The sequence below is a fragment of the Psychrobacter maritimus genome (assembly GCF_029953575.1).
GTDB lineage: Bacteria > Pseudomonadota > Gammaproteobacteria > Pseudomonadales > Moraxellaceae > Psychrobacter > Psychrobacter maritimus.
In genome coordinates, this window is sequence record NZ_CP124526.1 from 604,729 (window position 1) to 630,071 (window position 25,343).

Sequence of the window (25,343 nt, forward strand, 5' to 3'; positions counted from 1 at the left end):
GCAGTGAGAGGATGGAGGTGGCAGCATTAACTTGCAGCGATTGGCTGCTGAAAAGGTAGGTAAAGGGTAAAGCGGGTCTGACTGTTATTGTCATTATAGATGGGATTATAATTCGGATTATCCCTTTGTGATGCATTTGAGCTGACATCAATCATACCATGATGGCGGCTGATGATATCTTGCACGATAGATAAGCCAAGCCCAGTACCGGCGGCGCGGCTGGTCACCATCGGGAAAAATATCTGACCAATCAGCGCATCATCTATCCCTGAGCCGTTATCGGTAATGGTGATTTGTAAGACCTGTTTATGCTGCTGGCTACCGATGGTGTGTTGAAAAGCAACCCGCGTTTGAATATGCAGTTTTGGTTGATAGCTGCTAGCACCGTCAAGATAACTCAGCACAATATCTGACGCCAAGTTATTGGATGCGGCTGGCACGTTTTGTTGCAGCGTTTGCTTAAACTCAGTCATCGATTCGCAAGCATTGTTAATAAGGTTTAAAAACACTTGGATTAATTGATCTTTATCCGCGCATAACTCAGGTAATGACAAATCATAATCACGCTGTAGCGTCATTTCTGGATATTGGTTAACTATTAAGGCCAAAACATGCTCTAGCGGCTCATGGATATTTAGCATTTGCCAGCTTGGTAGCTGATTAGAGCCAAGGAGCTGTCCAATCAACTGGGTCAAACGGTCGGTCTCTGAGATAATGATATCGGTATAATTGCGCAGTTTTGCCGCATTGCTTTGCAGGGTATTGTTATGATTTAAATCGGTGTTTTCATTGCTGATAACAGCGGTAGCTTCCCTTTCAAAAGCAGACATATCGCTAAATTTGTTAAATTGCCGCTGTAATAATTGCGCCGCACCGCGAATACCTGCCAATGGATTTTTGATTTCATGGGCGACCGAACGCAGCATATGACGGGCAACGCTATATTGCTGCTGTTGGCGTTGTTCTTCTGAAATACGACTCTGCCGATCTTTGCCCCACATCTCAATAATAAAATAAGGCTGCTGCTCGTAGATGACGGGCGTCACGCTATAATCTACTGATAGTGTGAGTCCGCCATTGAGTTGGGTGTGGATGAGGTGGTCATGATCGATAAAGGGTTGTTGATATTTCTTTGCTTGAAAAAAGCGCTCCGTCAAAGAGTAAGTTTTATCTTCTCGATTATTATTAATAAGACGGTCTTTTAACCTTAACTCATCGGGTGCAAGCAGCGTCAGTATGGATTGATTAAGCAGGCGTCCACTACTGATGGCCAGTAACTGCTCAGCTTGGGCATTTAGCCAAGTGATAGACAATTCATCATTGATCCATAAGATAGCTGTAAATAAATGCTGCGATATAAATGCCAAATCTGGCGTTGGTTTTGCGGTGATCAAATCAGCTGTCATGAGTGCTGCCTAGAGTAAAGAGATGCTCGATATAATATTTAACCATAAATCAACACTATAGAGCGGCAAAACTGGCGGTTTTTGCAAAAAAAACGTACAATGCGCACAGCCATTTTTCTCTAGCAAGGTCAGCCATGCCCAATATTTCTACCGAGTCCGTTAATACGACTATAGCCCCTTCACAGCCAGCTTCTACATCTTCAGCTTCTATGCCAAAAGACACTGCCACTATTTTTAATCCTGCTAAGCCGACGGCAACGCCCGCGCAAAGCTCGACGGACAGTGTTCAACCTTACCACCATAAAGCCAATCACAATCAAAACCGTAGCATTGAGCAAAGTAGCGATGTGGTTTCAGCTACATCAGCGAAAGCGACAGCAGCGACTATGAATGCGCCAGTGAACGCCGCGCCAAAGATTGGCTTTGTGTCCTTAGGTTGCCCAAAAGCCTTGGTCGATAGTGAGCGCATTATCACAGAACTCAGCCGTGATGGTTATCAAGTGGCCAGTGATTATGAAGGCGCAGACTTGGTCGTGGTCAATACTTGCGGCTTTATTGAGTCGGCAGTGCAAGAGTCGTTGGACGCTATCGGTGAAGCGATTAGCAAAAACGGTAAAGTTATCGTGACAGGTTGCTTAGGTAAAGAAGCGGAAAAAATCCGTGAAATGCATCCAGCTGTGCTAGCCGTGACCGGTGCGCATGCTTATGATGAAGTGATTACCGCCGTATCGCAGCACGTGCCCAAGCCGAATCGCAGTCAGGATGCAAACTATGATCCAAAAATAGATTTGATTAATGAGGCGGGCATCAAATTAACCCCAAGCCATTATGCGTATTTAAAAATATCGGAAGGCTGTAACCATCGGTGTACCTTTTGCATTATTCCAAGCTTACGTGGCGATTTGGTCTCGCGTCCGATTGATAGCGTGATGAATGAAGCCTTGGCGCTTAAAAACGCTGGCGTGAAAGAGTTGCTTATTATCTCGCAAGATACCTCCGCTTATGGGCTGGACTTAAAATATAGAACCAGCTTTTGGAATGGTATGCCGCTCAAGTCAAAATTTTATGACTTATGCCAAGCATTAAATGACTTGGGTATTTGGGTGCGCTTGCATTATGTTTATCCATATCCGCATGTCGACAAAGTCGTTGAGCTAATGGGCGAGAAGAAACTGCTGCCTTATCTTGATATTCCGTTCCAACATGCCAGCCATCGCATCCTCAAAGCGATGAAGCGTCCAGCGCATAGTGAAAACACCTTGGCGCGTATCAAAGCATGGCGTGAGATTTGCCCTGATATCGTTATTCGTTCAACCTTTGTGGTTGGCTTCCCTGGTGAGACAGAAGAAGATTTCCAATGCCTGCTTGATTGGTTGGTCGAGGCGCGCCTTGATCGCGTTGGTGCTTTTACTTACTCAGAAGTTGAGGGTGCGGTCGCCAATGATTTGCCAAATCATGTGCCTGAAGACGTTAAGCAAGAACGCTATGAGCGTTTGATGACGCTACAACAGGACATCTCAGCACAAAAACTACAAGAGAAAGTCGGTAAAACCTTAATGGTATTGGTCGATGAGATTGATAGTGAAGAGGGCATCGCGATTTGCCGTAGCTACGCTGATGCGCCTGAGATTGATGGTCACGTCTACGTCGATGATATCACGGCGCAAGTCAAAGTCGGACAGTTCCTAACCGTCACGATCGATGACGCGAGCGAGTATGATTTGTTTGCCAGTTACAAAGGCTAGTTAGCTATAAGGCTGATTAGTTACAGTAGCTGATTAGTCACTACAATATACGAGTGAAAATTGCCCAATCGCGGGCAGTTTTTGCTACAATTAGCGCAATTTAGCCTTTTTACCCGTTTGTCATCAATCATGGTGCTTTTTATAGTGCTTCGGGTTATGGCATGTCGGGTAAATCTAACGGCAAACTCTATTGGTGTTTTACCGCTCATTTTAATTATAATTTAATGCTAACAAGGTGACCTCATGTCTGACAAAAACCCGCGTTACTCTCGTATCTTGCTGAAACTCTCTGGTGAAGCCTTAGCCGGTGGTAAAGAGATGGGGATTGATACCGAAGTGCTCGATAAGATGAGCTTGTCTATCGCCCACTTGCGCGGACTTGGGGTACAAGTCGGTATCGTCGTTGGCGGTGGGAACTTATACCGCGGCGCCCAGCTACAAAAAGAAGGCTTGGTCGGTCGCGTCACTGGTGACCAAATGGGTATGCTTGCCACTGTCATGAATGGTTTGGCGATGCGTGATGCGCTTGAGCGTCGTAATATTAAAACGCGTTTGATGTCAGCATTGCCAATCGGCGAAGTCACTGAAAGCTATAGTAGTCGTAATGCCATTCGTTATTTAAAAAACGGCGAAGTCTGTATTTTTGTCGCTGGTACTGGTAACCCTTTCTTTACCACTGATACTGCCGCTTGCTTACGTGGTATTGAAATCGAGGCGGGCTTAATTCTAAAAGCGACCAAGGTTGATGGCGTTTACGATAAAGACCCAAGCTTACATGCTGATGCCAAAAAATATGATGGCTTAACCTTTGATGAAGTGCTCGAGCAAAAACTTGGTGTAATGGACTTAACAGCAATCGCTTTATGCCGTGAGCACAACGTACCACTACAAGTGTTTGATATGACCAAGCCTAACGCATTATTAAACGTTATTATGGGCGAAAATGAAGGCACGCGCGTTTATCATTAAGCTTAAGCGTAGTAGGCTTTATCATTTATATGAGCATGAAATCACTGATGTGGTGAGCAGCAATCTTTGAATGAGATTTATACCTAACAGCTTTATACCTAACAGCAATGAATGATTTATCGAGAGCGATAAATAAGGATACATAATGATTAATGAGATTAAGAAAGACGGCGAAGCACGTATGGCAAAGACGCTAGAGGCGCTTGAAAGCACTTTTAGTAAAGTACGTACTGGCCGCGCCCATCCAGGTATGCTATCTGGTGTGATGGTTAGCTACTACGGCGCAGATACGCCATTGAATCAAGTGGCAAGCGTTAATGTCGAAGATTCGCGCACGCTATTGGTACAGCCATTTGAGCGTACTATGGTACAGGCGATTGATAAAGCCATTCGCGAAGCAGACTTGGGCTTAAACCCGATGACAGCTGACGTGATTCGTGTGCCGATGCCAGCGTTGACCGAAGACACGCGCCGCGATATGCAAAAGCTTGCTCGTAGCGAAGCTGAAAACAGCCGCGTTTCTATCCGTAATATCCGCCGTGATATGATGAATGATATTAAAGAGTTGGCAAAAGAGAAAGAAATCTCAGAAGATGATGAGCGCCGCGCCAGTGATGATATCCAAAAAATCACTGACAAATATATTGAAACGATTGACAGCCGCTTAAGCAAAAAAGAAAGCGACTTGATGGAAGTGTAGGAAAGAAGCGTTGTCTTTTTATTTGGTTATTTAGTTAGTTAAAGACAATGCACTTTCGTCAAAGATAATTCGTTGTCCATATTCTTTCTCTAAATAAACAGCCAATATTGAATAATGATTGGCTGTTTATTGGCGTATTAGAATGACTGTCGTATAAGAAATTAAGCTTTTATTTTGCCATAAGTTTTATATTCAAGCCTTTTCGTCGTTTTTTAATACACTTAGGTTTTTTAGTAGATGTAAGGCAAATAGGCAATAATTTTTTGCAAGACTGTCATTTAGTTCGATTACCATTACTTTATCCAAACCACAAGCAAGTTAGCCTATGTCTACTCCAGATGCTTTATCTCCCGCTCTTCTTCCGCGTCACATCGCTGTCATCATGGATGGCAATAATCGTTACGGTAAAATCAATCATTTAGGCAAAGGTCAGGGGCATATCGCTGGCAAAGATGCGCTAGACCCTATCGTCGAATACTGTGTCAGTACTGGTATTGAAGTCCTAACTGTATTTGCTTTTTCTAGTGAGAATTGGCAACGTCCACCGAGTGAGGTGGCATTGTTGATGCAACTGTTGAGCCTAACCATCAATGAGCAAATGCCACGTATGCTCAAATATCGCATTCGCCTGCGTTTTATTGGTGATCGCAGTCAGCTTAGTGAAGATTTGCAAGTATTGATGGCAGATGCTGAAGCAAAAACAGCTGACTTTGAAGCCATGACTTTAGTCATCGCTATTAGTTATGGCGGTCAGTGGGATATTGCTCATGCCGCCAAACAGTTGGCACAGCAAGTAGAGGCAGGCAAATTGCGCGCGGAAGATATTAATAAAGAGGTGCTTGGTGAATATGTACAATTAGCCGATGCGCCAGCAGTCGATATGTTGATACGCACGGGCGGCGAATACCGTCTGTCGAACTTCTTGTTGTGGCAATCTGCCTATGCTGAATTGTTCTTTACCCAAACACTATGGCCGGACTTTAAAGTAGCAGAGTTGGCCGCGATGATAGCCGAATTCGCCCAACGTCAACGCCGCTTTGGTAAAACGAGCGAACAAGTGGTGATAGAGCAACAAATTCATTAAGACGAGCGCAAGCAATAGCGTCTGTAAAAATGATAGGTTAAGAAGTCCTAGTAATTTGAATTACACTTGTTTGGTCAATGATAAGCTGCTTTAATGAGCGTTAATCATAATTGATGGACTATTATGGTTCACTGTTATAGTTCATGATTATGATGCATTTTGACCAAACATTCTTCGTTATATAAGGCTCGATAAGTATGTGGCAACGAATTAAGACGGCAATTGTTCTCGTTATTATCGTTGGTATTGCAATGTTTGCGAGCCAAACTCCTATTTTATTTGCGCCACTTTTAGCGCTTGGTGTCATTATCGCCGCCCACGAGTGGACGAAGCTGATGCCGAAATGGCAGCAGCCTGCGCTATTTGTGCTCTTGGTTTTAGCACTGACCATCGTCTCGCTGATGTTTAAGGTCACGTGGCTATTTTGGTGGGTGGCGTCATTGGTTATCTGGCTGATGGCACTATCTTGGGTGCGGGTATTTCCGACTCATACCAACTGGTACGGTAAAAAATTGGCATTGATGGGTGCGGTGATATTGACCGCCGCCATTACCGCTATGTTCTACTTATGGCAGCTGTCAGCATGGTGGCTGCTGTATGTGTTCTTACTGGTCTGGTGTGCCGATAGTGGCGCTTACTTTGTTGGGCGTAAGTTTGGTCGCCGTAAGATGGCACCAAATGTTTCCCCCAATAAAAGCATGGAAGGACTGGCAGGCGGTTTAGTCACAGGCTTGCTTGTGGTCATTATCATTAGTGTCTTTAAACTACAATTGACTGGCGTACCATTAGTCACTTTTGTAGCCTTGTCGGCGTTAACAATTTTGGCGTCCGTATTGGGTGATTTGTTTGAGTCGATGCTCAAACGCCGTGCTGATGTCAAAGATTCTGGAACGATTTTACCGGGGCATGGCGGCGTTCTTGACCGCATTGATTCGCTGCTATCTGCCACACCGATATTTGCACTGGGCTTTTGGGCGCTACAGCAGCTAGGTTTAATTGTTGTATAACAATAAGTAGGCTAAAAAAGTAGTCCAAAAGTAAAAAGCTATCAGGCTAAAAATATAAAAAGAGGTAGATCTTACATGTTTGGTAGCGACTAAGCTGCCTCGTATTAGGTTCTATACCTTATATTTATTGTCTTTATTTCTCATTTAATTTCACCGTATTATAGGCACAGATGGTTATGACCCAACGCATCGCCGTACTAGGCGCGACAGGCTCGATTGGCGATAGCACGTTAGCAATTTTAGCGGCGCAACCACAGAACTATGAAGTTTATGCCTTATCAGGCTACCACCGTTTAGATAAATTATTGGCACTCTGCAAGCAGTTTTTGCCCAAACGCGTCAGTGTACCGACAGCAGCGGTCGATGACTTTACTCAGCGTCTTAGCGCAGCAGGTTTAAATATCGATGTGGTCGGCGGCGAAGCAGGGCTGGTCGATATTGCAACTGACACGCAAACCGATACCGTCGTCGCTGCTATCGTAGGGGCAGCCGGTCTGCCTTCTACCTTAGCTGCCGCACGCGCAGGTAAGCGCATCTTATTGGCCAATAAAGAAGCCTTGGTCATGGCAGGAAAAGTCATGATTAATGCGGTTAAAACGCATCATGCGACCTTGTTGCCTTTAGATTCAGAACACAACGCCATTTTTCAATGTTTGCCATTAGCAATTCAGCAAGACAATACCCAAGTCCATCAGCCTAATCATGGGGTGCGTACATTATGGTTGACGGCATCTGGCGGACCATTTCTGCAACAGTCTTTTGAGCAGATGCAGCAAGCTAGTGTTGCTGAAGCGGTGAAACATCCGAATTGGTCGATGGGGCAAAAAATATCGGTCGACTCGGCTACGATGATGAATAAAGGGCTTGAGCTAATTGAAGCTTGCCATTTATTTGATCTGCCAGAAAATAAGATAAATGTGGTCATTCATCCACAAAGTATTATTCACTCAATGGTAGAATATAGCGATGGTAGCTTTTTAGCGCAGCTAGGCAGTCCCGACATGAAGACGCCTATCGCCCACGCGCTCAGTTATCCTGACCGTATCGATAGCGGCTCGCAGCCATTGGATTTATTTGCCTTAAGTGGTTTAGAGTTTATTGAGCCTGATTTGCAAAAATTTGCCTGTTTGCGTTTGGCAAGGCAGGCGATGCAAGCGGGTACACAGGCAACGATTGTGCTAAATGCGGCTAATGAGATTGCGGTTGCCGCATTTTTAAACGGGCAGATTCGCCTCACCGATATTGCGGATATTAATGCGCAAGCATTAGATGAGATACAAGTATCGGTATTAGATGAGACTGCCGATATTGAAGATATTTTAGTTATCGATAAAATAGCGCGTCAACATACTGATACGCTGGTGGCGAAGTTGGCCTAAACCTATAAAAATTAGCTATTTGATAAATGCTGTTAAAAAGTGATATCGACAAATGATGCTAAAAAGTACGCCAAGAAATGATAGTGATAAACGATGTTAAAAGACAATACTAAGAGCTAATACTGAGAAAAGATCATGACGTTTTTATTAACGCTGCTTGCGGCAATATTTGTCTTAGGTCCGCTCATCGCCTTACATGAGTGGGGCCATTACATCGTGGCGCGTCTTTGCGGCGTTAAAGTGCTGACATATTCTATCGGCTTTGGCCCGAAACTCTTTGGTTGGACCAGCAAAAAGAGCGGCATTGATTATCGCATATCGGCACTGCCGCTTGGCGGTTATGTCAAAATGCTCGATGAGCGTGAAGGCGAGGTGGCCGCCGATGAGCAACATCTAGCTTTTAATCGTCAACATCCGCTGAAGAAAATTGCGATTGTTGCTGCGGGTCCTATCATGAACTTTGTCATCGCTATTGCGCTATTTTGGGTGTTGTTTATGACCCCATCAGAGCAGTTGGCGACAAAGATTGGGCAAGTATTACCCGACACGCCAGCAGCGATGGCACAGTTGCCCGTTGGTGATAAAATCGTTGCAATCGATGGTCATGAGGTGCAAACGTGGGAAGGTATTAACTATCGTTTGGCGGGGCGTATGGGTGAAACTGCTAATGTCAGTGTCACCTTGCAGTCTGATGAAAAAGGTAATAACGCGACCAAAATCTATCAAGCACCGATTAAAGAATTTATGCAAGGTGATGCGCAAGGCAAAGATGCGTTATCAAGCTTTGGTATGATACCGTGGCAACCAAACATCGCACCAATCGTTGGCGATTTAACGCCCGATGGCGCTGCCAGTCGCCAAGGTTTAAAGGTTGGTGACCGCATTACTGCCATTAACGATGAAGAGATTAGTGATTGGATCAGTGCCACGCGTATCATTCGTGATAGCCCTGAGACTTTGCTGAGTTTCACCGTACTGCGTGATGGCAAGCCGGTACAATTATCCATTATGCCGCAAGGTAAAAAAGACAATTTAGGTAACGATTATGGGCAAATTGGTGCTATGGTGGCACAGTCTGAAATTGTGATTCCTGATGCCTATAAGACCACCGTCGTTTACGGTCCTGGCGAGTCACTAGTTAAGTCATTTGAGAAGACGGAGCAGTTGGCAGTCATGACGGTGAGCTCAATGGGCAAGATGCTGTCTGGCATGATAGGTTTAGAGAATTTATCAGGTCCCATTACCATTGCAAAAGTTGCCAAACAAAGCTTTGATATTAGCTGGCAGATGGTATTATCTACAGCAGCTTTGATCAGTTTAAGCCTTGCTGTATTGAATCTTTTACCCATTCCAGTATTAGATGGTGGACATATTGTCTATTATGTTATTGAGCTGATACGCGGTAAACCACTCTCTGAAGGCGTGCAAATAGTTGGACTTAATATCGGTTTACTCTTGCTGGCAGGTTTCATGGTGTTAGCAATTGGTAATGATATCAGTCGGCTGTTTTGACAAGTAATGGCGCAGTTTATCAACTAAAGCATGATGGATTAATGGTTGTGTGCTTCTCAAGGTCTGTTTGTTAGAGCGATACGGTGTTGATTTCATAGTATCCCTACTATACTAATTTTATTTTTTAGTTTATTTTATGATGCGTTTTATATAAAGTGTCCTGAGTCTCCCACGCTGAAGTTTACGGCTTTATGCGAAATGGGCTAGACAACACGTGCTTTTTACCTTAACTTAAGCAAGTTTTTTATTGACGGATAGTGTTTATGCGTACGCCTTTATTTATGAGCGCGGCTGGGTTGCCGTTAGTTGTAGCGATGATGAGTATGCCCGTTCAGGCTGCAGAATTTGTAGTGACTGACATTGGTTTCAATGGTCTACAACGCCTAACTCCTGATAGTCTCTATCCAGTTTTACCTATTACGGTGGGTGATACGGTTAATGATAGTAATTTGGCTGCCAGTATTAAGGCGCTATATGCGACTGAAAACTTCGCCGATATTCAAAGCCGTGTCGAAGGTGGCAAGCTGCGCTTTGATGTCGTCGAGCGTCCTATCATTGCTGAAGTCAACTTTGAAGGCAATAAACTCATCCCAAAAGAAGGGCTTGAACAAGGGCTTGGTAATGCAGGCTTGTCTGTCGGTGATGTGCTGAAACAAGCCACGTTGCAAGGCGTTGCCAACGAGCTACAGCAGCAATATATCAGTCAAGGTTATTACAATAGCAATATTGAAGTCGATCAAACGCTGCTTGATGGCAATCGCGTAAAACTGGATGTGCGCTTTATTGAAGGTAAGCCTGCTAAAGTCGTCGATATCAATATTATTGGTAATAAACACTTTAGTGATGAGCAGATAAAAGACGTTTTTGCGGTAAAAGAGTCGTCATGGACGCGTCTGTTGTCTAAGTCTGATCGCTATGCCAAAGAAAAATTGGCGGCCAGTTTAGAGAATCTAAAAGCCCTTTATCAAAACGATGGCTATGTGCGCTTTTCAGTAGACAATGCCGTCCTTAACATTAGCGAAGATAAAAGCAGTGTGTTTATCGAAGTCAGCTTAAGCGAAGGCGAGCAATATCAGTTTGGTGAAGTAAACTTCTTAGGTAAGCCAACCTTTGAAAAAAATGAGCTAAAAGAGCTGGTTACTTTTGCACCCAATGAAAAATACTCACAAGCTAAGCTGGATGCTACAACGGCCGCACTTAAAAGCCGTTATGGTAATGAAGGCTATTATTTAGCCCAAATCAGACCGGTCCCGCGTATCAATGATGAGACTAAGGTAGTCGACGTCGATTATTATATTGATCCTGCGCGTCCTATCTATATTCGCCGTATCAACTTCACGGGTAATATAAAAACCCAAGATGAAGTACTGCGCCGTGAAATGCGTCAGTTAGAGGGTGCACTTGCCTCTAGTGATAAGATTCAACTATCACGTACACGCTTGATGCGTACCGGTTTCTTTAAAGGCGTTAATGTCGATGTCAAACCCGTACCTAATCAGCCAGACCAAGTCGATGTGAATTATACAGTTGAAGAGCAGCCTTCTGGTAGCTCAACGATTGCTGCGGGTTACTCGCAAAGTGGTGGTGTGACGTTCCAGTTAGACTTGACCCAAAACAACTTTATGGGTACTGGTAACCGTGTAAAAGCGGCACTATCACGCTCTGAGACGCGTGATTCTTATAGCTTGGGTTATACCGACCCTTACTTTACAGAAAACGGCGTATCGCAAGGTATCAGCGCTTATTATCGTGAAACAAAGTACGATGACAGAAACGTCAGTAACTATGTCACCGATGCTTATGGTGCTACCCTGAACTATAGTTATCCTGTTGATGAAACCAAACGCGTGAGTGCGGGCTTGAACGTTGATAATACGACTGTACGTGGTGGTAGCCGTCTTGGTGTCTCAAACGTGCAGCAAATTATGGATGATGGTGGTACGTTTGAGAAGTACACTTTTACTAATGATAAAGGGGAAGAAGAGCTTTCAGGTCGTACCGGTTTTAAAAACGAATATCAAAGCTATAACTTACTATTTGGCTGGGATTACAGCACCTTAGATCGTCCAGTATTTCCAAATAAAGGCATGAGCCATACGGTCGATGCGACCATTGGTCTTGGTGATGCCAGTTATCAGAAACTGGTTTATCGCGGCAATATTTATCAACCTATCTATAAAGATTGGGTAGCGCGCGGTTATACCAAACTTGGTTATGGTAATGATTTGCCATTCTATGAAAACTTCTATGCTGGTGGTTATGGTTCGGTACGTGGTTATGAAGCGTCAACATTGGGACCTAAATCGCAAAGCTATAGTGATGCGATAAATGATTCTGTACGTTATAAAGACGAAGAGATTGGCGGTAATGCGCTCGTTAGCTTTGGTACTGAATTGATTTTACCAATGCCGTTTAAAGGTGATTGGGCCGATCAAGTACGTCCGGTACTGTTTGCTGAAGGCGGTCAGGTATTTGATACGACAGATAAAGAAGATCGTACCTTTATCGATCCAGATACGACAAATCCAAATAGAGATACTGGCGTACCATTATTAACTCAAGATAATAAGATGCGTTTTAGTGCCGGTTTAGGTGTCACTTGGTATACGCCAATTGGTCCGATTTCTCTCAGTTATGCAGTGCCGATCGGTGACAAAGAAGGCGATGAAACTGAAAAAGTTCAGTTCCAAATTGGTAACACTTTTTAGTCCAAAGAATCTATGTAAAATCATTTAATTGTTTTAGTTTATGCAGCTAAATAAATTAATAGACAATTAGATTTTAGCAGGTCGCCAAGATGATATCTCACCTTGGCGACCATCTTATTCATACCAATACTAACAGCCACTATACTAATAACAATTATGATAACGATTGAGCAACTCATCACTCGGATTGAGCAGCGTCAGCCTGTTCTTAACAAGGGCGAACTTAGCGCTGCGCAATTATGTCTAAATTTAGACGGTGTTGGTAATTTAACGACCGCCAATCCGCAGCAATTAAGTTTTTTAGCCAATCCTCACTACCTTCCTAGCTTAGCAAACAGTCAAGCAGGGGCAGTGCTGACCACGGCAGAACATCATGATAAAGTTGCCAAAACCGCCGTTGCATTAGTCGTTGCTGCGCCTTATTTGGCTTATGCCAGCGCCAGTCAACTTTTTGCTCACCAGCCATCGAAAAGCGGTATTCATCCTAGCGCCATAATCGCTGAAAGCGCAGTGATTGGTAATGGAGTGACCATCGGACCTTTTTGTATCATTGGCGAACAGGTGCAAATTGGTGACCGTAGCACGCTTGAGGCAAATGTGGTTATCGAAGCAAATACCACGATTGGCAGCGATTGTGTGCTCAAATCGCAAGTGGTCATCGGGCACGATTGTGTACTTGGTAATCATGTTAGATTGCACGCTGGGGTTAGCGTAGGGGCTGAAGGTTTCGGCTTTGCCCCTACGAGCAACCCTAGTACTACTGGTTGGGAGCGTATTGCTCAGCTAGGACGTGTGGTGATAGGTGACCATGTAAGAATAGGTAGCCAAACCTGTATTGATCGCGGCGCTATTGACGATACGGTGATTGGCAATCATGTTATTATTGACAACCTTGTACAAGTCGCCCATAACGTGCGTATCGGTGATGGTACCGCCATCGCGGCGCAAACTGGTATTGCAGGTAGTACGACGATTGGCAAGCGCTGCATTATAGGGGGCGCTGTTGGCATTACTGGTCACATTGACATTACTGATGATGTGACATTATCTGGCATGACCATGGTGACAAAATCCATCACAAAGGCGGGTTCATACTCTTCTGGGACAGCCGCCATGCCGACTGCCAATTGGCGGCGTGCAGCGGTACGTTTTCGCCAGCTTGGTCGTGACTAATCCAGCATAACTGGTACAGCATGACTAGCACAGCGCAATTAATACCTGACAATGAATGCTTAATTAACACGACAATCAATTATTTATAAAGTTTAAAAACACAGCAACGCTTAAAGACAAAGTAAAGCTTAGCATACAGCAAGGAAGCCCCATTATGAGCATAACTGATATTGATAGACCTACTGATGAAGACATCAAAAGTTTGGCGGAACAAGGTTTAACATTACCCTTAACCTACCATACCCTAAAGCATTATCTGCCGCATCGTTATCCATTTATGCTGGTCGATAGAGTGATATCTTGTACCCCTGGGGAATGTATTACCGGTATCAAAAATGTGACCATTAACGAAGAGTTTTTTAATGGGCATTTTCCTGATGAGCCGATTATGCCAGGTGTCTTGATGGTTGAATCGATGGCACAGGTATCAGGTGTTCTTGGTTTTATCAGCGCCGGTTTGACGGCAGAAGACGGTTATCTGTATCTGTTTGCCGGGGTGGATAAAGTGCGTTTTAAGCGCCGTGTTATCCCTGGTGACCAGCTGATTATCCGTGCCAAAACCGTGATGCAAAAGCAGGGTATTTATAAGTTTGATTGTACCGTCCACGTCGAAGATGAGCTTGCTGCTAGCGCTCAGATTATGATTGCACGTCAGGAACAATAAAGTATTTCTATAGACGTTGCGCAGCGGGTCGGTGAGAGTGTTTAGACCTGCTGGCTGCCGCGAATAGTAAAGATTAGCGTTATATTTATATTTTAGACAGAATAATAGTTTTAAACACAGTGTTTTTTAAACAGAGCTGGTATTAGGGTGATTATTAACGCTAAACTGTCTGTATTTGTTTTACCATTTACTCGCATCAGATGATACAAAGGCCCTCATTATGAGTCAGATCCATCCAACAGCACTCATCTCACCGTCCGCTAAGATTGATGAAACTGCCACCATTGGTCCTTATTGTATTGTCGGTGATGAAGTTTCCATTGGCGCCCATACGGTTTTACATCGTTATGTGGTCGTCGCACGACTGACGCGTATCGGTGCGTACAATCAGTTTTATCAGTTTGCCAGCATCGGTGAAGACCCACAGGACTTGAAGTATGCTGGTGAGCGTACGTGGCTTGAGATTGGCGATCATAATACCATTCGTGAGGCCTGTAGCTTACACCGTGGTACTGAGCAAGACGGCGGCCTAACTAAGATTGGCAATCATAATCTTTTGATGGTCAATACTCATATTGCCCATGATTGCCTAATTGGCGATCATAATGTGTTGGCTAATAACGTCGGCATTGCAGGCCATGTGACCATTGGTAATCATACGATTATCGGTGGTAACTCCGGTATTCATCAGTTTTGTACCGTTGATGATTACAGTTTAGTCGGGGGCGCAAGTCTTATTCTAAAGGACGTGGCTGCTTTTACCATGGTATCTGGCAATCCTGCGAAAGCACATGGTCTAAATGTCGAAGGTATGCGCCGTAAAGACTGGTCTAAAGAGACGATTGATGTCTTGCGTCAAGCGTACCGTACTGTTTATCGTTCAGGCTTAACTACGGCTCAAGCGCTAGAAATTTTGAAAGAAGAGCTATTACCACAAGAACCAAAAATTGCGCTGCTAATCGATTCGCTGCAAAAAAGTCGCCGCGGAGTGGTACGCTAAACCCTACTTTAATAGAGCGATAGTATATTTAAATAGTTTTCACTAACAAAACTAAATGTTATAAATAGTAATCATAAATATAAAAAGCCATAACTATTAGTTATGGCTTTTTATATTTATGATTACTTGACTTTTTTAGTAGCTTAGCAGAAACTTACTTATGGTCTGTAGTAAGGTTGCAGCAACTTATTTTAACTAACAGCTGACTTGTGATCTTTTTGATTGTTTGAATCTATCTAATATAAATACTAAAGATGATCAAAGAGACTATTGATAAATTTTAGGAGTGTTACATGGCACAGCAGAGGGAAAATTGGTCCGGTAGAACTGGATTTATCATAGCCGCTATCGGATCAGCGGTAGGCTTGGGTAACATATGGCGTTTTCCCTATGTGGCTTATGATAATGGTGGCGGGGCATTTATGGTGCCTTATCTCATTGCTTTATTAACAGCAGGTATTCCACTATTATTTTTAGATTATATTATAGGGCATAAATATCGTACTGCGGCGCCTCGCGCTTATAAAAAATTCTCACCATCTGGACAGTTTATAGGATGGTGGCAGACGCTAGTATCTTTCGTGATTGCTATTTATTACGCAGCTGTTATTGTTTGGGCTGGCAGTTATATGTTTTTCTCGTTCGGGCAAAAGTGGGGTGAAGATACCACGAACTTTTTTGTCAGCGACTTTGTAAAGCATACAGGAGATTTAACCTCGGTATTTGTACCACAGATGTTCATAGGTCTGGTCATCGTTTGGGCAGTATGTATATTAATTATGTTTGGTGGCATCCGTAAAGGTGTGGAACTTGCTAATAAAATTTGTTTGCCGTTGTTGCTCGTATTGTTTGGCATTATGGTATACAAAGCAGTTAATTTACCGGGTGCTATCGTCGGCCTCAATGCCTTTTTTGAGCCAAACTGGGTGAAAATGAAAGATCCTAACGTCTGGTTAGCAGCTTATGGACATATCTTTTTTTCGCTATCAGTAGGTTTCGGTATTATGGTGACCTATGCCTCATACTTAAAGAAAAATACTAATTTAACAGGCGCAGGCTTAGTAGTTGGTTTTGCGAACTCATCGTTTGAGCTTATTGCAGGTATTGGTATCTTTGCTGCTATTGGTTTTATGGCAGTATCAACAAGTCAAGATGTCTCTGAAGTTGCTAGCGGCGGTGTTGGACTTGCGTTCTTCGTCTTTCCTAAAATCATTTCTACTATGGGATCGAGTGGCGATATCGTTGGTTTCTTATTCTTCGGCTCTTTAGTCGTTGCTGGTATTAGCTCTCTCATCAGTATTTTAGAAGTACCTATTTCTGCTTTCCAAGAAAAATTTGATTGGTCACGTAAAAAAGCAGTTGCGGTAATATGTGGCGTATGTGCGGTCATCTCTATCTCAGCATTCTCTACTGGTAGCTCATTGGTATTAGTAGATGTCATCGATCACTTTGCTAATAATATCGGTATCGTTGCTGGTGGTTTAATGTCGATTGTATTGGTGACTTGGTTTAACCGTAATAAAATTCCAAACTTATTGGCTCATAGCAATCGTATCTCTAGCGTCAAACTAGGCGGTGCTTGGATATTCATGCTAACCGTTATTACACCAACGGTACTTACTATTGCTTTAGGTCTTAAGTTTATTGATTTGGTTAAAACGCCTTATGAAGGTTATTCTTCAACTATCCTATTACTATTTGGTTGGGGTGTAGTCGTGTTCTTCGGTCTAGGTGCATTTATACTAAGTCGTATGAAAGGTGTCCATGATGAAGAAGATGCTAAAGCTCGTGCACTTAATGAGGCGCGCTAGTTAGTAAACTAAACAGTTAGCAGGTAGATTAACATTTCAATAGGAATTTATTATGAGCACTTCAGCTATTATTTTTATGATTATCTCAATGGTACTTATATGGGGCGGTTTGATTGCTTCCATCATACATCTAAGAAACAACCCAGATGTTCCAATGAATCAAGTGCCAGATGATAACTTTTAAGCCTGTAAGCATAGAATATTTTAAGCATTAAAGCTTTTAAGAGTTATAAAAGAAAATGCCAGTCAGAGTCAGCCGACTGGCATTTTTGTACTTAATATATTCTAATAACAGGTTTGTTACTAAGTTAGAATCTAATCAAAGCAATTAACGCAGATTCAATTCAGGAACTGTCTGTCCGCGTTTGCTATAGAACTCATTCACGAATTCATCAAAGGTATCTTGTTCAATCGCGTCTCTGATACCTTGCATCAAACGTTGGTAGTAACGTAAGTTATGAATGGTCGCCAATTGCGCGCCTAGCATCTCTTTACATTTATTAAGATGTGATAAGTAAGCACGGCTAAAGTTTTGGCAAGTATAGCAATCGCATTCAGGGTCTAATGGGCCTTCATCCGTGCGATATTGGCTGTTGCGTATACGTACCACGCCTGCGTTTTCAGCGTCGCCTGCGACAAAGTAATGACCATTACGCGCGTTACGAGTCGGCATGACGCAATCGAACATATCGACGCCGCGGCGTACGCCTTCAACGAGATCTTCAGGCTTACCAACACCCATCAAATAGCGCGGCTTGTCAGCTGGCATATCATCTGCAATATAGTCTAAAACGTCTATCATCTCTTCTTTTGGCTCGCCAACAGACAAACCACCGATGGCATAACCATCAAAGCCAATCTCAAGCAGACCTTCAAGAGATTGCTTACGTAAATCGGCATACATACTGCCTTGGATAATGCCAAATAACGCATTGGTATTGCCAAGTTTATTATGCTCATCAACGCAGCGCTGTCCCCAGCGTAGTGATAACTCTAGAGATTTTTTCGCTTCATCATGAGTAGCAGGATAGGGCGTACACTCATCGAATTGCATGACGATGTCTGAGTTCAAGCTATATTGAATCTGCATCGATTTTTCTGGCGATAAAAATACTTTTGCGCCATCAATGGGCGATTTAAAGTTAACGCCTTCTTCGGTAATTTTACGCATCGCACCCAGACTGAATACTTGGAATCCGCCTGAATCAGTAAGGATAGGTTTATCCCAATGCATAAATTTATGCAAGCCACCAAATTTATCAATGATATCCGTACCGGGACGCAGCCATAAATGAAAAGTATTGCCCAAGATGATATCTGCGCCAATTGCTTCGATATCACGAGGTAACATACCTTTAACGGTACCGTAAGTACCTACAGGCATAAAGGCCGGCGTTTGTACATCGCCATGATTGAGATGAACCGTACCACGGCGCGCACGCGTGATGCCGCTGGCCGTTTTATGTAAGACAAATTGCATAAGTTAACCGCTATTTAAGCTAAGAAAATAGCGCCAATTATAGCATTGTTAGGCATTTTTTTGGACATCGATATTTAAGGTAGTGTCAATTTGAATAGATAGCAAAAGAAGCTATGAAATAGCCTAAGCATACTTAAAGTTAATTTGAAAGATTAATCTTTTTTATTGCCACGCTATAACCAAAAGACACAGACAGTTCTGCCAAGATATTGCTACAGTAAATAAAGAGCTGCTGCAAATTAAATAGTATTGAAGCCTATTTTTGCACGGCGGAGAAATAATATGAGCAAAGCAACCTACCTATCATCGAAACATTCGCTTTTAAATGGAACGTTATTGAATGGAACGCTTTTAAGTGGCATGTTATTAACCAGTACATTATTGCTACCAGGAGCAGCTATGGCAACCGAAGAGCCAAAGTATACGATTTTGTCGCAAACAGATGAGTTTGAATTGCGTCGTTACGGTGAGCAGCTGGCAGCACAGACTTGGGTATCTGGTGACCAAAATGAGGCTAGTCGTAAAGGGTTTAAGATATTAGCGGACTATATCTTTGGTAATAATACGGCATCAAACGGGGAGAGTAGTAAAATCAGTATGACAGCGCCCGTCGCCATGAAGTTTGAAGAAAAGCAATCTGACACTAAGAAAAATGGCGCGTCGCAAAAAATCGCGATGACAGCACCTGTGTCTATTAAACAAGAGCACCAGCAACAGACTGATGATAAATGGCGCGTACAATTTACCATGCCAAGTCAATACAGCATGCAGACGCTACCCAAACCTAACAATCCAAATATCGAGATTGTAGAAGTGCCAGCGCAAACTTATGGCGTTATTAAGTTTTCAGGATTGGCTGGTGCTGAAAAGGTTGCTGCTAAAACTGAAGAGTTGCAATCTTGGATGCAGGCGCAAAAATTAACCATAACAGGTACACCTGAATTGGCACGTTACAATCCACCTTGGACACTACCGTTTCTGCGCCGCAACGAAGTGATGATTGCTTATCAGTCCAAATGACTCATTAATAACAAAAATGACTCAAAAAAAAGACAGCAAGCGCTGTCTTTTTCTATTTAAGCTTAAGCCAATTAATTTAGCTGTTTTGCTCGCGGATGATATTTAGCATACGGCGTAATGGCTCAGCTGCGCCCCATAACAACTGGTCGCCGACAGTGAACGCGCCTAGATATTCAGGACCCATATTAAGCTTACGCAGGCGTCCTAGGGCGACCGTCAAAGTACCGGTCACTGCTACAGGTGTCAAACGGTTGATAGTCGCTTCTTTATCGTCTTCGACCACGTCTAACCACTGATTACCGCTGTTTTTCAATGCCGCTTCGATTTCTTCTAGCGGGATGTCTTTTTTAAGTTTAATCGTTAAGCCTTGAGCATGACAGCGCATGGCACCCACGCGGACACACATACCGTCGATGGCAATCTTATCTGCTTCAGAATTACCAAGGATTTTATTGGTTTCAACGCCGCCTTTCCACTCTTCACGTGACTGTTTGTTTTCTAACTGCGCGTCGATATAAGGGATCAAGCTACCTGCTAGTGGTACGCCAAAGTATTGTTTTGGAAAGCTATCTGAGCGCTGAGTTTGGGCGATTTTTTTATCAATCTCAAGGATGGCGCTGGCAGGATTGGCAAGCTCATCTTTAACGGCATCATGGAGTACGCCCATGCCTTCGATTAACTCGCGCATGTTGTTGGCACCAGAACCACTTGCTGCTTGATAGGTCATGGCGCTGACCCATTCGACCCAGCCTTTATTAAATAACTCACCGATTGCCATGAGCATCAGTGACACGGTACAGTTACCACCGATAAAGTCTTTTTTGCCATTTGCAAGCGCACTATCAATGACACTGCGGTTGACGGGATCAAGAATGATGATGCTGTCGTCTTCCATGCGTAAGGTGCTTGCCGCATCAATCCAGTAACCAGTCCAGCCGCTATCGCGGAGTGGTTGATGAATTTTTGAGGTGTAGTCGCCACCTTGGCAGGTAATAATCACATCACAAGCAGCAAGTGCTGCAATATCATGAGCATCTTTTAGTTGGCTGGTCTTGATACCATCAAAGCTTGGTGCGTCGCCGCCGGCGTTACTGGTTGAAAAAAACACCGGCGTCATACCGTCAAAGTCTTTTTCTTCACGCATACGTTGTATCAATACTGACCCGACCATACCGCGCCAGCCTACCAAGCCTACTGTTAAATTACTCATGAAACTTAATCCTTTTTACAATAAATTGTTGCATCGCCAACCAATAACAATGCCGTGAATAGCCCCAAAAAGCAAGGTTTTTTAGAGAATTTCCAGTGTTTTATAAACACTAGATATAATGTTCGCTATCACGCTGAGTGATGATTATAAATATAATTGCAATAAAGCTTGCAGCTTATCATGCAGCGAACTATTTATGACAGTTATTGTTTAGCAAAGTGGCCGTTTATCAAGACCTTTAGATTGTAACTTTTTATAGTGGCTATGGCGTAATTTATGTTCAATAGTAGGCGTTGGACTTCTGAAATGCTAAAGTAAGCAGCTATTACTCAACTTGATATTAGATTTTTGCTATGCGCAGTTTGGGTAGTAGCGATTTAGGCAGCAACAATTTAGATAACGAGGGTTTAGATAGCAAGGGTTTAGACACCAATAAATTGAATCCGGTCACTGTCAGTTAGTGCAAACAGTTAATTAATACAATCATTGGCTTCACCATTCATTTAAGAAACGGTCGATACACATTATGGATTTCTCCCTATTATATTATGGCGCACAGTGGTTAGCGGGGCTAATCGCATTTGTCACCATTTGGGGCTGGCTACCACTTGATAATTGGTGGGTGCGCGGCGTTGAGTTCCCACGTATCCAAATCATGATATTGGGCATCATTGCATGGGTCGGTATGCTGGCATTTGGTGCGGAATGGCAGCTTGGGCAGTGGCTGCTATTTATCATTTTGAGCATCACTTTGGCCTTTCAGCTGCGTATGGTATTGCCCTATACCAAACTGTGGAAAAAAGAAGTAAAGAATGCCAAAGATAAGCCGGAAGTTCAGGAGTGTCAGTTAAAAATCATGGTTTCAAATGTGTTGACCCCTAATGATGAGACACAAAAACTGGTTGATTTGGTCAAAGACAAACAGCCTGATATCTTAATAACTTTAGAAACCGATAAAAAATGGGAAACAGCCCTCAATCAAATTGAAGCAGATTATCCTTATACGGTAAAAGTACCGTTAGACAATCTGTATGGGATGCACCTGTACTCCAAGCTTGAGCTGATAAATCCCGAAGTGAAGTATTTGATCATAGAAGACATACCCTCTATTCACACCCAGATGCGCTTGCAAGGCGGACAAATCATTTGGTTATACTGCTTACACCCTATGCCACCCAGTCCGACAGAAGCGGATAAATCTACGACTCGCGATGCCGAGCTACTGATGGTTGGAAAACATATCAAAGAGAATAACCAAACCGCTATATTGGCGGGTGATTTAAATGATGTTGCTTGGTCAAAAACTACCCGCCGTTTTCAGCGTATCTCAGGCTTGTTAGATCCGCGTATCGGACGCCATTTTATCAATACCTTTCATGTTAAGTACCCATTTTTACGCTGGGCATTAGACCATATTTTCCACAGTGCGTGCTTTACCGTGGTCGATATCAAGCGCATGCCGTCTATCGGCTCTGATCATTTTCCAGTGATGACGACACTACAATATGAGCCAGAGCAGGCGAGTAAACAAGAAAGCAATGCGCCTACCGAAAAAGCAGAAGATGTTAAAGAGGCAAAAAATACCATCGAAGCAGGCAAGAAAGAGGGCTGCAAAGTATCAAAAGAGCACGCAGAAGCAGAAGAAAAGAGCGATTGCTATGGTTCAAGTACTTTTATAAAGGGCTCGGATTAAACGATTGCGACGTAAGCAAATGCTTACGCTAAATAAGGTCATTAGCCTCTATGCGTTCTCAATCAATTGGCCTAGAATACAATCATCAACACAAGGATACGCAAGGATGTAGTGTTGAGGCAGTACTAATAAAAGCACAGGTCAGCCCGCTGTCTTATAGAGTACTGTTTGTGACTTAGGATGAGTCAACACGGAAGAGATAATAACAATAATATGAAACGCCATAGCCCTGAACCCATCGCCCTAGGTTCGGGGCTTTTCTTTGCCTATAACTCAATAGTTTTGTATTGTCAGTTTCTATAGCGCACCAATTTACTGTCAACGATTCCCACCAGTAAACATGTATCCATAGATACCATTGCTTCAGTTGCCCAATCTGGATTAATCAGCTTAAGATATCTATCATCTTGGTTATTACCTATAATGAGTTGCTTCAAGATGGGCGACTTACCATCATCGTCCTGAATAATAATAAAGTCACCGTCTCTTAAGTCTTTCGACGTGATTTCAGGTTCGATATAAATAATGTCATTCGGCTTAAATTCAGGATACATACTTCTACCGTGTATTACTAATCCAAATGCTTGTTTAGACAAATGCTGATGCCTAGGAATCCATGATATTATGTTGTTCATAATTATGGAATCATTATAAGTGTTGGCTGTATCCCATCTGATGACTGGAATCATTGTTTCTGCTATTTCTGTTATAGGTAGTAATTTATCTGCTTCATAACTGTTGTTAGTAGCTTCGCTACCAGATATCAGCCAATCTGTATGGCAGTGTAAAAAAGAAGCGAGTTTAGTAGCATACATACCTGAGGGTTTCGTATCACCTTTGATCCAACTAGATATGGTTGCTTTACCAGCACCTGTGGCTCTTCTAATATCTGCTTGTGTAACTTTAAGCTCAGACATTCTACTTATAATTCTATCTGCTGTATGGTTCATAGATAATCACTTTGGTTTTTGATGCTTGAATAATACTGTCGTTCATTCTTGATTCATTAAATTGACTATTAACAAACGGCTACTATTTAGATAGCCAAAAAGACAATAATAGGGAATTAAAGATGATGAAATATAATATAAGTTTTTATGGCATTAAAAAGGGCATATGCATTGACATATACCCTTTTTTTATAAAGCACTTTAACTAATACTTGATTAACTTAATCCTAACTAACCAAGTACCTGAATGTAGGCGCCGGCACGCAATTCTTGTAGCCAGTCTTCTTTGGCTTGTGGGGCAAGACGCTGATATAGCGCTTGGCGTGCCATATTACGACGATACTCATTGCTGACATCTTGTTGACGCTTACCTTCGACTTTTAAGATATGCCAGCCAAATTGCGTTTTGAATGGTGCAGAATAATCGCCGACCGCGGTATTCTTCATCATCGCTTCAAACGGACCAATCATTTGCTCTTCACCAACCCAATCCAAATCGCCACCGCGTCCTGCTGAGCCGGGATCATCTGAATAAGTCGAGGCTAGACTAGCAAAGTCAGCGCCATTACGTAATTGAGCATAGAGGTCATTGATTTTTTGTTCAGCAAGGGCATCCGTTTGCAGCTCATCGACTTTGACTAAAATATGACGGGTATTCCATTGCGGTACTAGCATGGTATCACTGGATTTTTTATCAGCCAGTTTGATGATATCAATGCCTTCAGGCGTGATTAAAGGCGCACTCACAGCACCGACCTCAAGTTTGGTGATTTCGCTTGCCAGTTCAGTCGGTAAGGCCGCCGCTTTATGAAAGCCCATATCGCCACCCTGCAACTGAATAGGATAGCTGCCTTGGCTTGCTGCGATAGCTTCCGTCACATCAACATTTGGTGCTTGCAGGCGTGTACGTAGACGCTGCGCGACTTTTAATGCCTCATTACGTTGAGCTTCTGACAAGCGGCTATAGTCATCCATATATGGGATACGCACATGGACAGTTTGATATTCGCTTTGACTTAAGCGCTTGGCTTCAGGAGATGCCAAAAATGCATCGATATCTTGTTCACTGATACGTACACGGCTAGAGATTTGGCGTTGTTGCAAAGCTTGGATAGCGGCATCTTCAATCAATTGCGCGCGTAGAGTAGCATAGCTGCCCGGTTTTGCAGCGTCTAAACGTTGCTGCAATGCAGCAATACTATTAAGTCCTTCCGCTTGGGCGATTTGAGCCAAGCGTTGATTGATCGCGGCTTCATCAGGATTTAAGCCAACACGTTTGACCAAAGACAGCTGTAATTCGCGCAAGATAAGGGCGTTTAACACTTCAGACTGTAGCTGTGCTGAATTGGCAATCGGTTCACCAGCCGCTTGAGCACGTGCTTGGGTTTGCGCAATGGCAGCGATTAAATCACTTTTTAAAATAGCATTTTCATTAACCAATGCAATGATGCCGTCTGTACTATTGGCAGGCGTCAAACGGTTCACGCTATTTTGTCCAGCTGCGGTATTTGCTTGAGCTGCTTGGGAGGCTTGTGCTTTTGCAGGCTTCACGGTTGCTGCTTGTGCGCTAAAACTTAGGGCAATAGCGCCAGTCATAGTCATAGAAAGCAATACAGCTCGGCTAGTTTGACCTAAAGAAAAAAATCTCATGATGCTCCTCATCAATGTCATTGCATCGGATGGTAATCGGTTAAGCCTCTTGACGATACTTTGAATATTCAAGTAGCGACTAAGGTTGTCTATAATAAATAGGGTAAAAACAATGCTATAGACTGTTATATCACAAATAACAGTCTATAAATAATGCCATCAATCATACGTTAATCTAATCG

20 protein-coding genes are annotated in these 25,343 nt (G+C 43.1%); 15 read left to right on the forward strand and 5 right to left on the reverse strand.

The features are described 5' to 3' along the window. Positions 1-26 precede the first annotated feature (26 nt). A complete protein-coding gene (locus QJS82_RS02665) occupies positions 27-1,406 on the reverse strand; it encodes a two-component system sensor histidine kinase NtrB (protein ID WP_281491141.1) in 1,380 nt (459 codons plus the stop codon). 134 nt (positions 1,407-1,540) lie between these two features. Here QJS82_RS02665 and rimO point away from each other — a divergent pair, with 134 nt between their 5' ends. The 13 genes from rimO (at position 1,541) to QJS82_RS02730 (ending at position 17,342) form a co-directional block, all read left to right on the forward strand. Next, positions 1,541-3,151 carry a 30S ribosomal protein S12 methylthiotransferase RimO gene (gene rimO / locus QJS82_RS02670; protein ID WP_281491142.1) on the forward strand — a complete coding sequence of 537 codons (1,611 nt, stop codon included), beginning with the start codon at positions 1,541-1,543 and terminating at the stop codon, positions 3,149-3,151. Positions 3,152-3,394: 243 nt separating this feature from the next. Further along, a complete protein-coding gene (gene pyrH, locus QJS82_RS02675; RefSeq protein WP_149489717.1) occupies positions 3,395-4,120 on the forward strand; it encodes a UMP kinase in 726 nt (241 codons plus the stop codon). Positions 4,121-4,265: 145 nt separating this feature from the next. Next, on the forward strand, positions 4,266-4,820 hold the full coding sequence (gene frr / locus QJS82_RS02680) for a ribosome recycling factor (RefSeq protein ID WP_201565416.1): 555 nt from the start codon (positions 4,266-4,268) through the stop codon (positions 4,818-4,820). A 325-nt stretch (positions 4,821-5,145) separates the two neighbouring features. After that, positions 5,146-5,904, forward strand: coding sequence for a polyprenyl diphosphate synthase (uppS, locus tag QJS82_RS02685; RefSeq protein ID WP_281491143.1), 759 nt, complete (start codon positions 5,146-5,148; stop codon positions 5,902-5,904). Between the two features lie 197 nt (positions 5,905-6,101). Next, positions 6,102-6,911, forward strand: a complete 810-nt coding sequence (locus tag QJS82_RS02690; protein WP_281491144.1) for a phosphatidate cytidylyltransferase — start codon at positions 6,102-6,104, stop codon at positions 6,909-6,911. A gap of 170 nt (positions 6,912-7,081) precedes the next feature. After that, entirely contained in the window at positions 7,082-8,290 is a 1,209-nt protein-coding gene (ispC, locus tag QJS82_RS02695; protein ID WP_281491145.1) for a 1-deoxy-D-xylulose-5-phosphate reductoisomerase, read from the forward strand. A gap of 135 nt (positions 8,291-8,425) precedes the next feature. Then, the gene (gene rseP, locus QJS82_RS02700) at positions 8,426-9,802 is read left to right on the forward strand and encodes an RIP metalloprotease RseP (RefSeq protein WP_281491146.1); all 1,377 of its coding nucleotides are present in this window, start codon (positions 8,426-8,428) and stop codon (positions 9,800-9,802) included. 263 nt (positions 9,803-10,065) lie between these two features. Further along, complete coding sequence (bamA, locus tag QJS82_RS02705) at positions 10,066-12,510, forward strand: outer membrane protein assembly factor BamA (RefSeq protein ID WP_281491147.1); 2,445 nt, start codon at positions 10,066-10,068, stop codon at positions 12,508-12,510. Positions 12,511-12,666: 156 nt separating this feature from the next. Next, positions 12,667-13,683 carry a UDP-3-O-(3-hydroxymyristoyl)glucosamine N-acyltransferase gene (gene lpxD, locus QJS82_RS02710; protein ID WP_281491148.1) on the forward strand — a complete coding sequence of 339 codons (1,017 nt, stop codon included), beginning with the start codon at positions 12,667-12,669 and terminating at the stop codon, positions 13,681-13,683. Positions 13,684-13,837: 154 nt separating this feature from the next. Beyond that, positions 13,838-14,347 carry a 3-hydroxyacyl-ACP dehydratase FabZ gene (gene fabZ / locus QJS82_RS02715; protein WP_227670482.1) on the forward strand — a complete coding sequence of 170 codons (510 nt, stop codon included), beginning with the start codon at positions 13,838-13,840 and terminating at the stop codon, positions 14,345-14,347. A 220-nt stretch (positions 14,348-14,567) separates the two neighbouring features. Continuing rightward, on the forward strand, positions 14,568-15,347 hold the full coding sequence (gene lpxA, locus QJS82_RS02720) for an acyl-ACP--UDP-N-acetylglucosamine O-acyltransferase (RefSeq protein ID WP_281491149.1): 780 nt from the start codon (positions 14,568-14,570) through the stop codon (positions 15,345-15,347). A gap of 293 nt (positions 15,348-15,640) precedes the next feature. Beyond that, positions 15,641-17,158, forward strand: coding sequence for a sodium-dependent transporter (locus tag QJS82_RS02725; RefSeq protein WP_281491150.1), 1,518 nt, complete (start codon positions 15,641-15,643; stop codon positions 17,156-17,158). Positions 17,159-17,210: 52 nt separating this feature from the next. After that, entirely contained in the window at positions 17,211-17,342 is a 132-nt protein-coding gene (locus tag QJS82_RS02730) for a methionine/alanine import family NSS transporter small subunit (protein ID WP_281491151.1), read from the forward strand. A gap of 144 nt (positions 17,343-17,486) precedes the next feature. Here QJS82_RS02730 and tgt read toward each other — a convergent pair whose 3' ends face one another. Further along, a complete protein-coding gene (gene tgt, locus QJS82_RS02735) occupies positions 17,487-18,638 on the reverse strand; it encodes a tRNA guanosine(34) transglycosylase Tgt (protein WP_201565639.1) in 1,152 nt (383 codons plus the stop codon). Positions 18,639-18,920: 282 nt separating this feature from the next. Here tgt and QJS82_RS02740 point away from each other — a divergent pair, with 282 nt between their 5' ends. Further along, entirely contained in the window at positions 18,921-19,658 is a 738-nt protein-coding gene (locus tag QJS82_RS02740) for an SOUL family heme-binding protein (RefSeq protein WP_281491152.1), read from the forward strand. Positions 19,659-19,734: 76 nt separating this feature from the next. On the opposite strand, the gene asd is transcribed toward QJS82_RS02740, so the two are convergent. Continuing rightward, on the reverse strand, positions 19,735-20,868 hold the full coding sequence (gene asd, locus QJS82_RS02745) for an aspartate-semialdehyde dehydrogenase (protein WP_281491153.1): 1,134 nt from the start codon (positions 20,866-20,868) through the stop codon (positions 19,735-19,737). Between the two features lie 526 nt (positions 20,869-21,394). Between asd and QJS82_RS02750 the strand changes: the two genes are divergently transcribed. After that, positions 21,395-22,561 carry an endonuclease/exonuclease/phosphatase family protein gene (locus QJS82_RS02750; RefSeq protein WP_281491154.1) on the forward strand — a complete coding sequence of 389 codons (1,167 nt, stop codon included), beginning with the start codon at positions 21,395-21,397 and terminating at the stop codon, positions 22,559-22,561. A 290-nt stretch (positions 22,562-22,851) separates the two neighbouring features. Here the strand turns inward: QJS82_RS02750 and QJS82_RS02755 are convergent, their stop codons facing one another. Both QJS82_RS02755 and QJS82_RS02760 read right to left on the reverse strand, forming a co-directional pair. After that, positions 22,852-23,511 (reverse strand): S24 family peptidase, encoded by a 660-nt coding sequence (locus tag QJS82_RS02755; protein WP_281491155.1) that lies wholly within the window; start codon positions 23,509-23,511, stop codon positions 22,852-22,854. Positions 23,512-23,742: 231 nt separating this feature from the next. After that, on the reverse strand, positions 23,743-25,161 hold the full coding sequence (locus QJS82_RS02760; protein ID WP_281491156.1) for a peptidylprolyl isomerase: 1,419 nt from the start codon (positions 25,159-25,161) through the stop codon (positions 23,743-23,745). Positions 25,162-25,343: the final 182 nt, after the last annotated feature.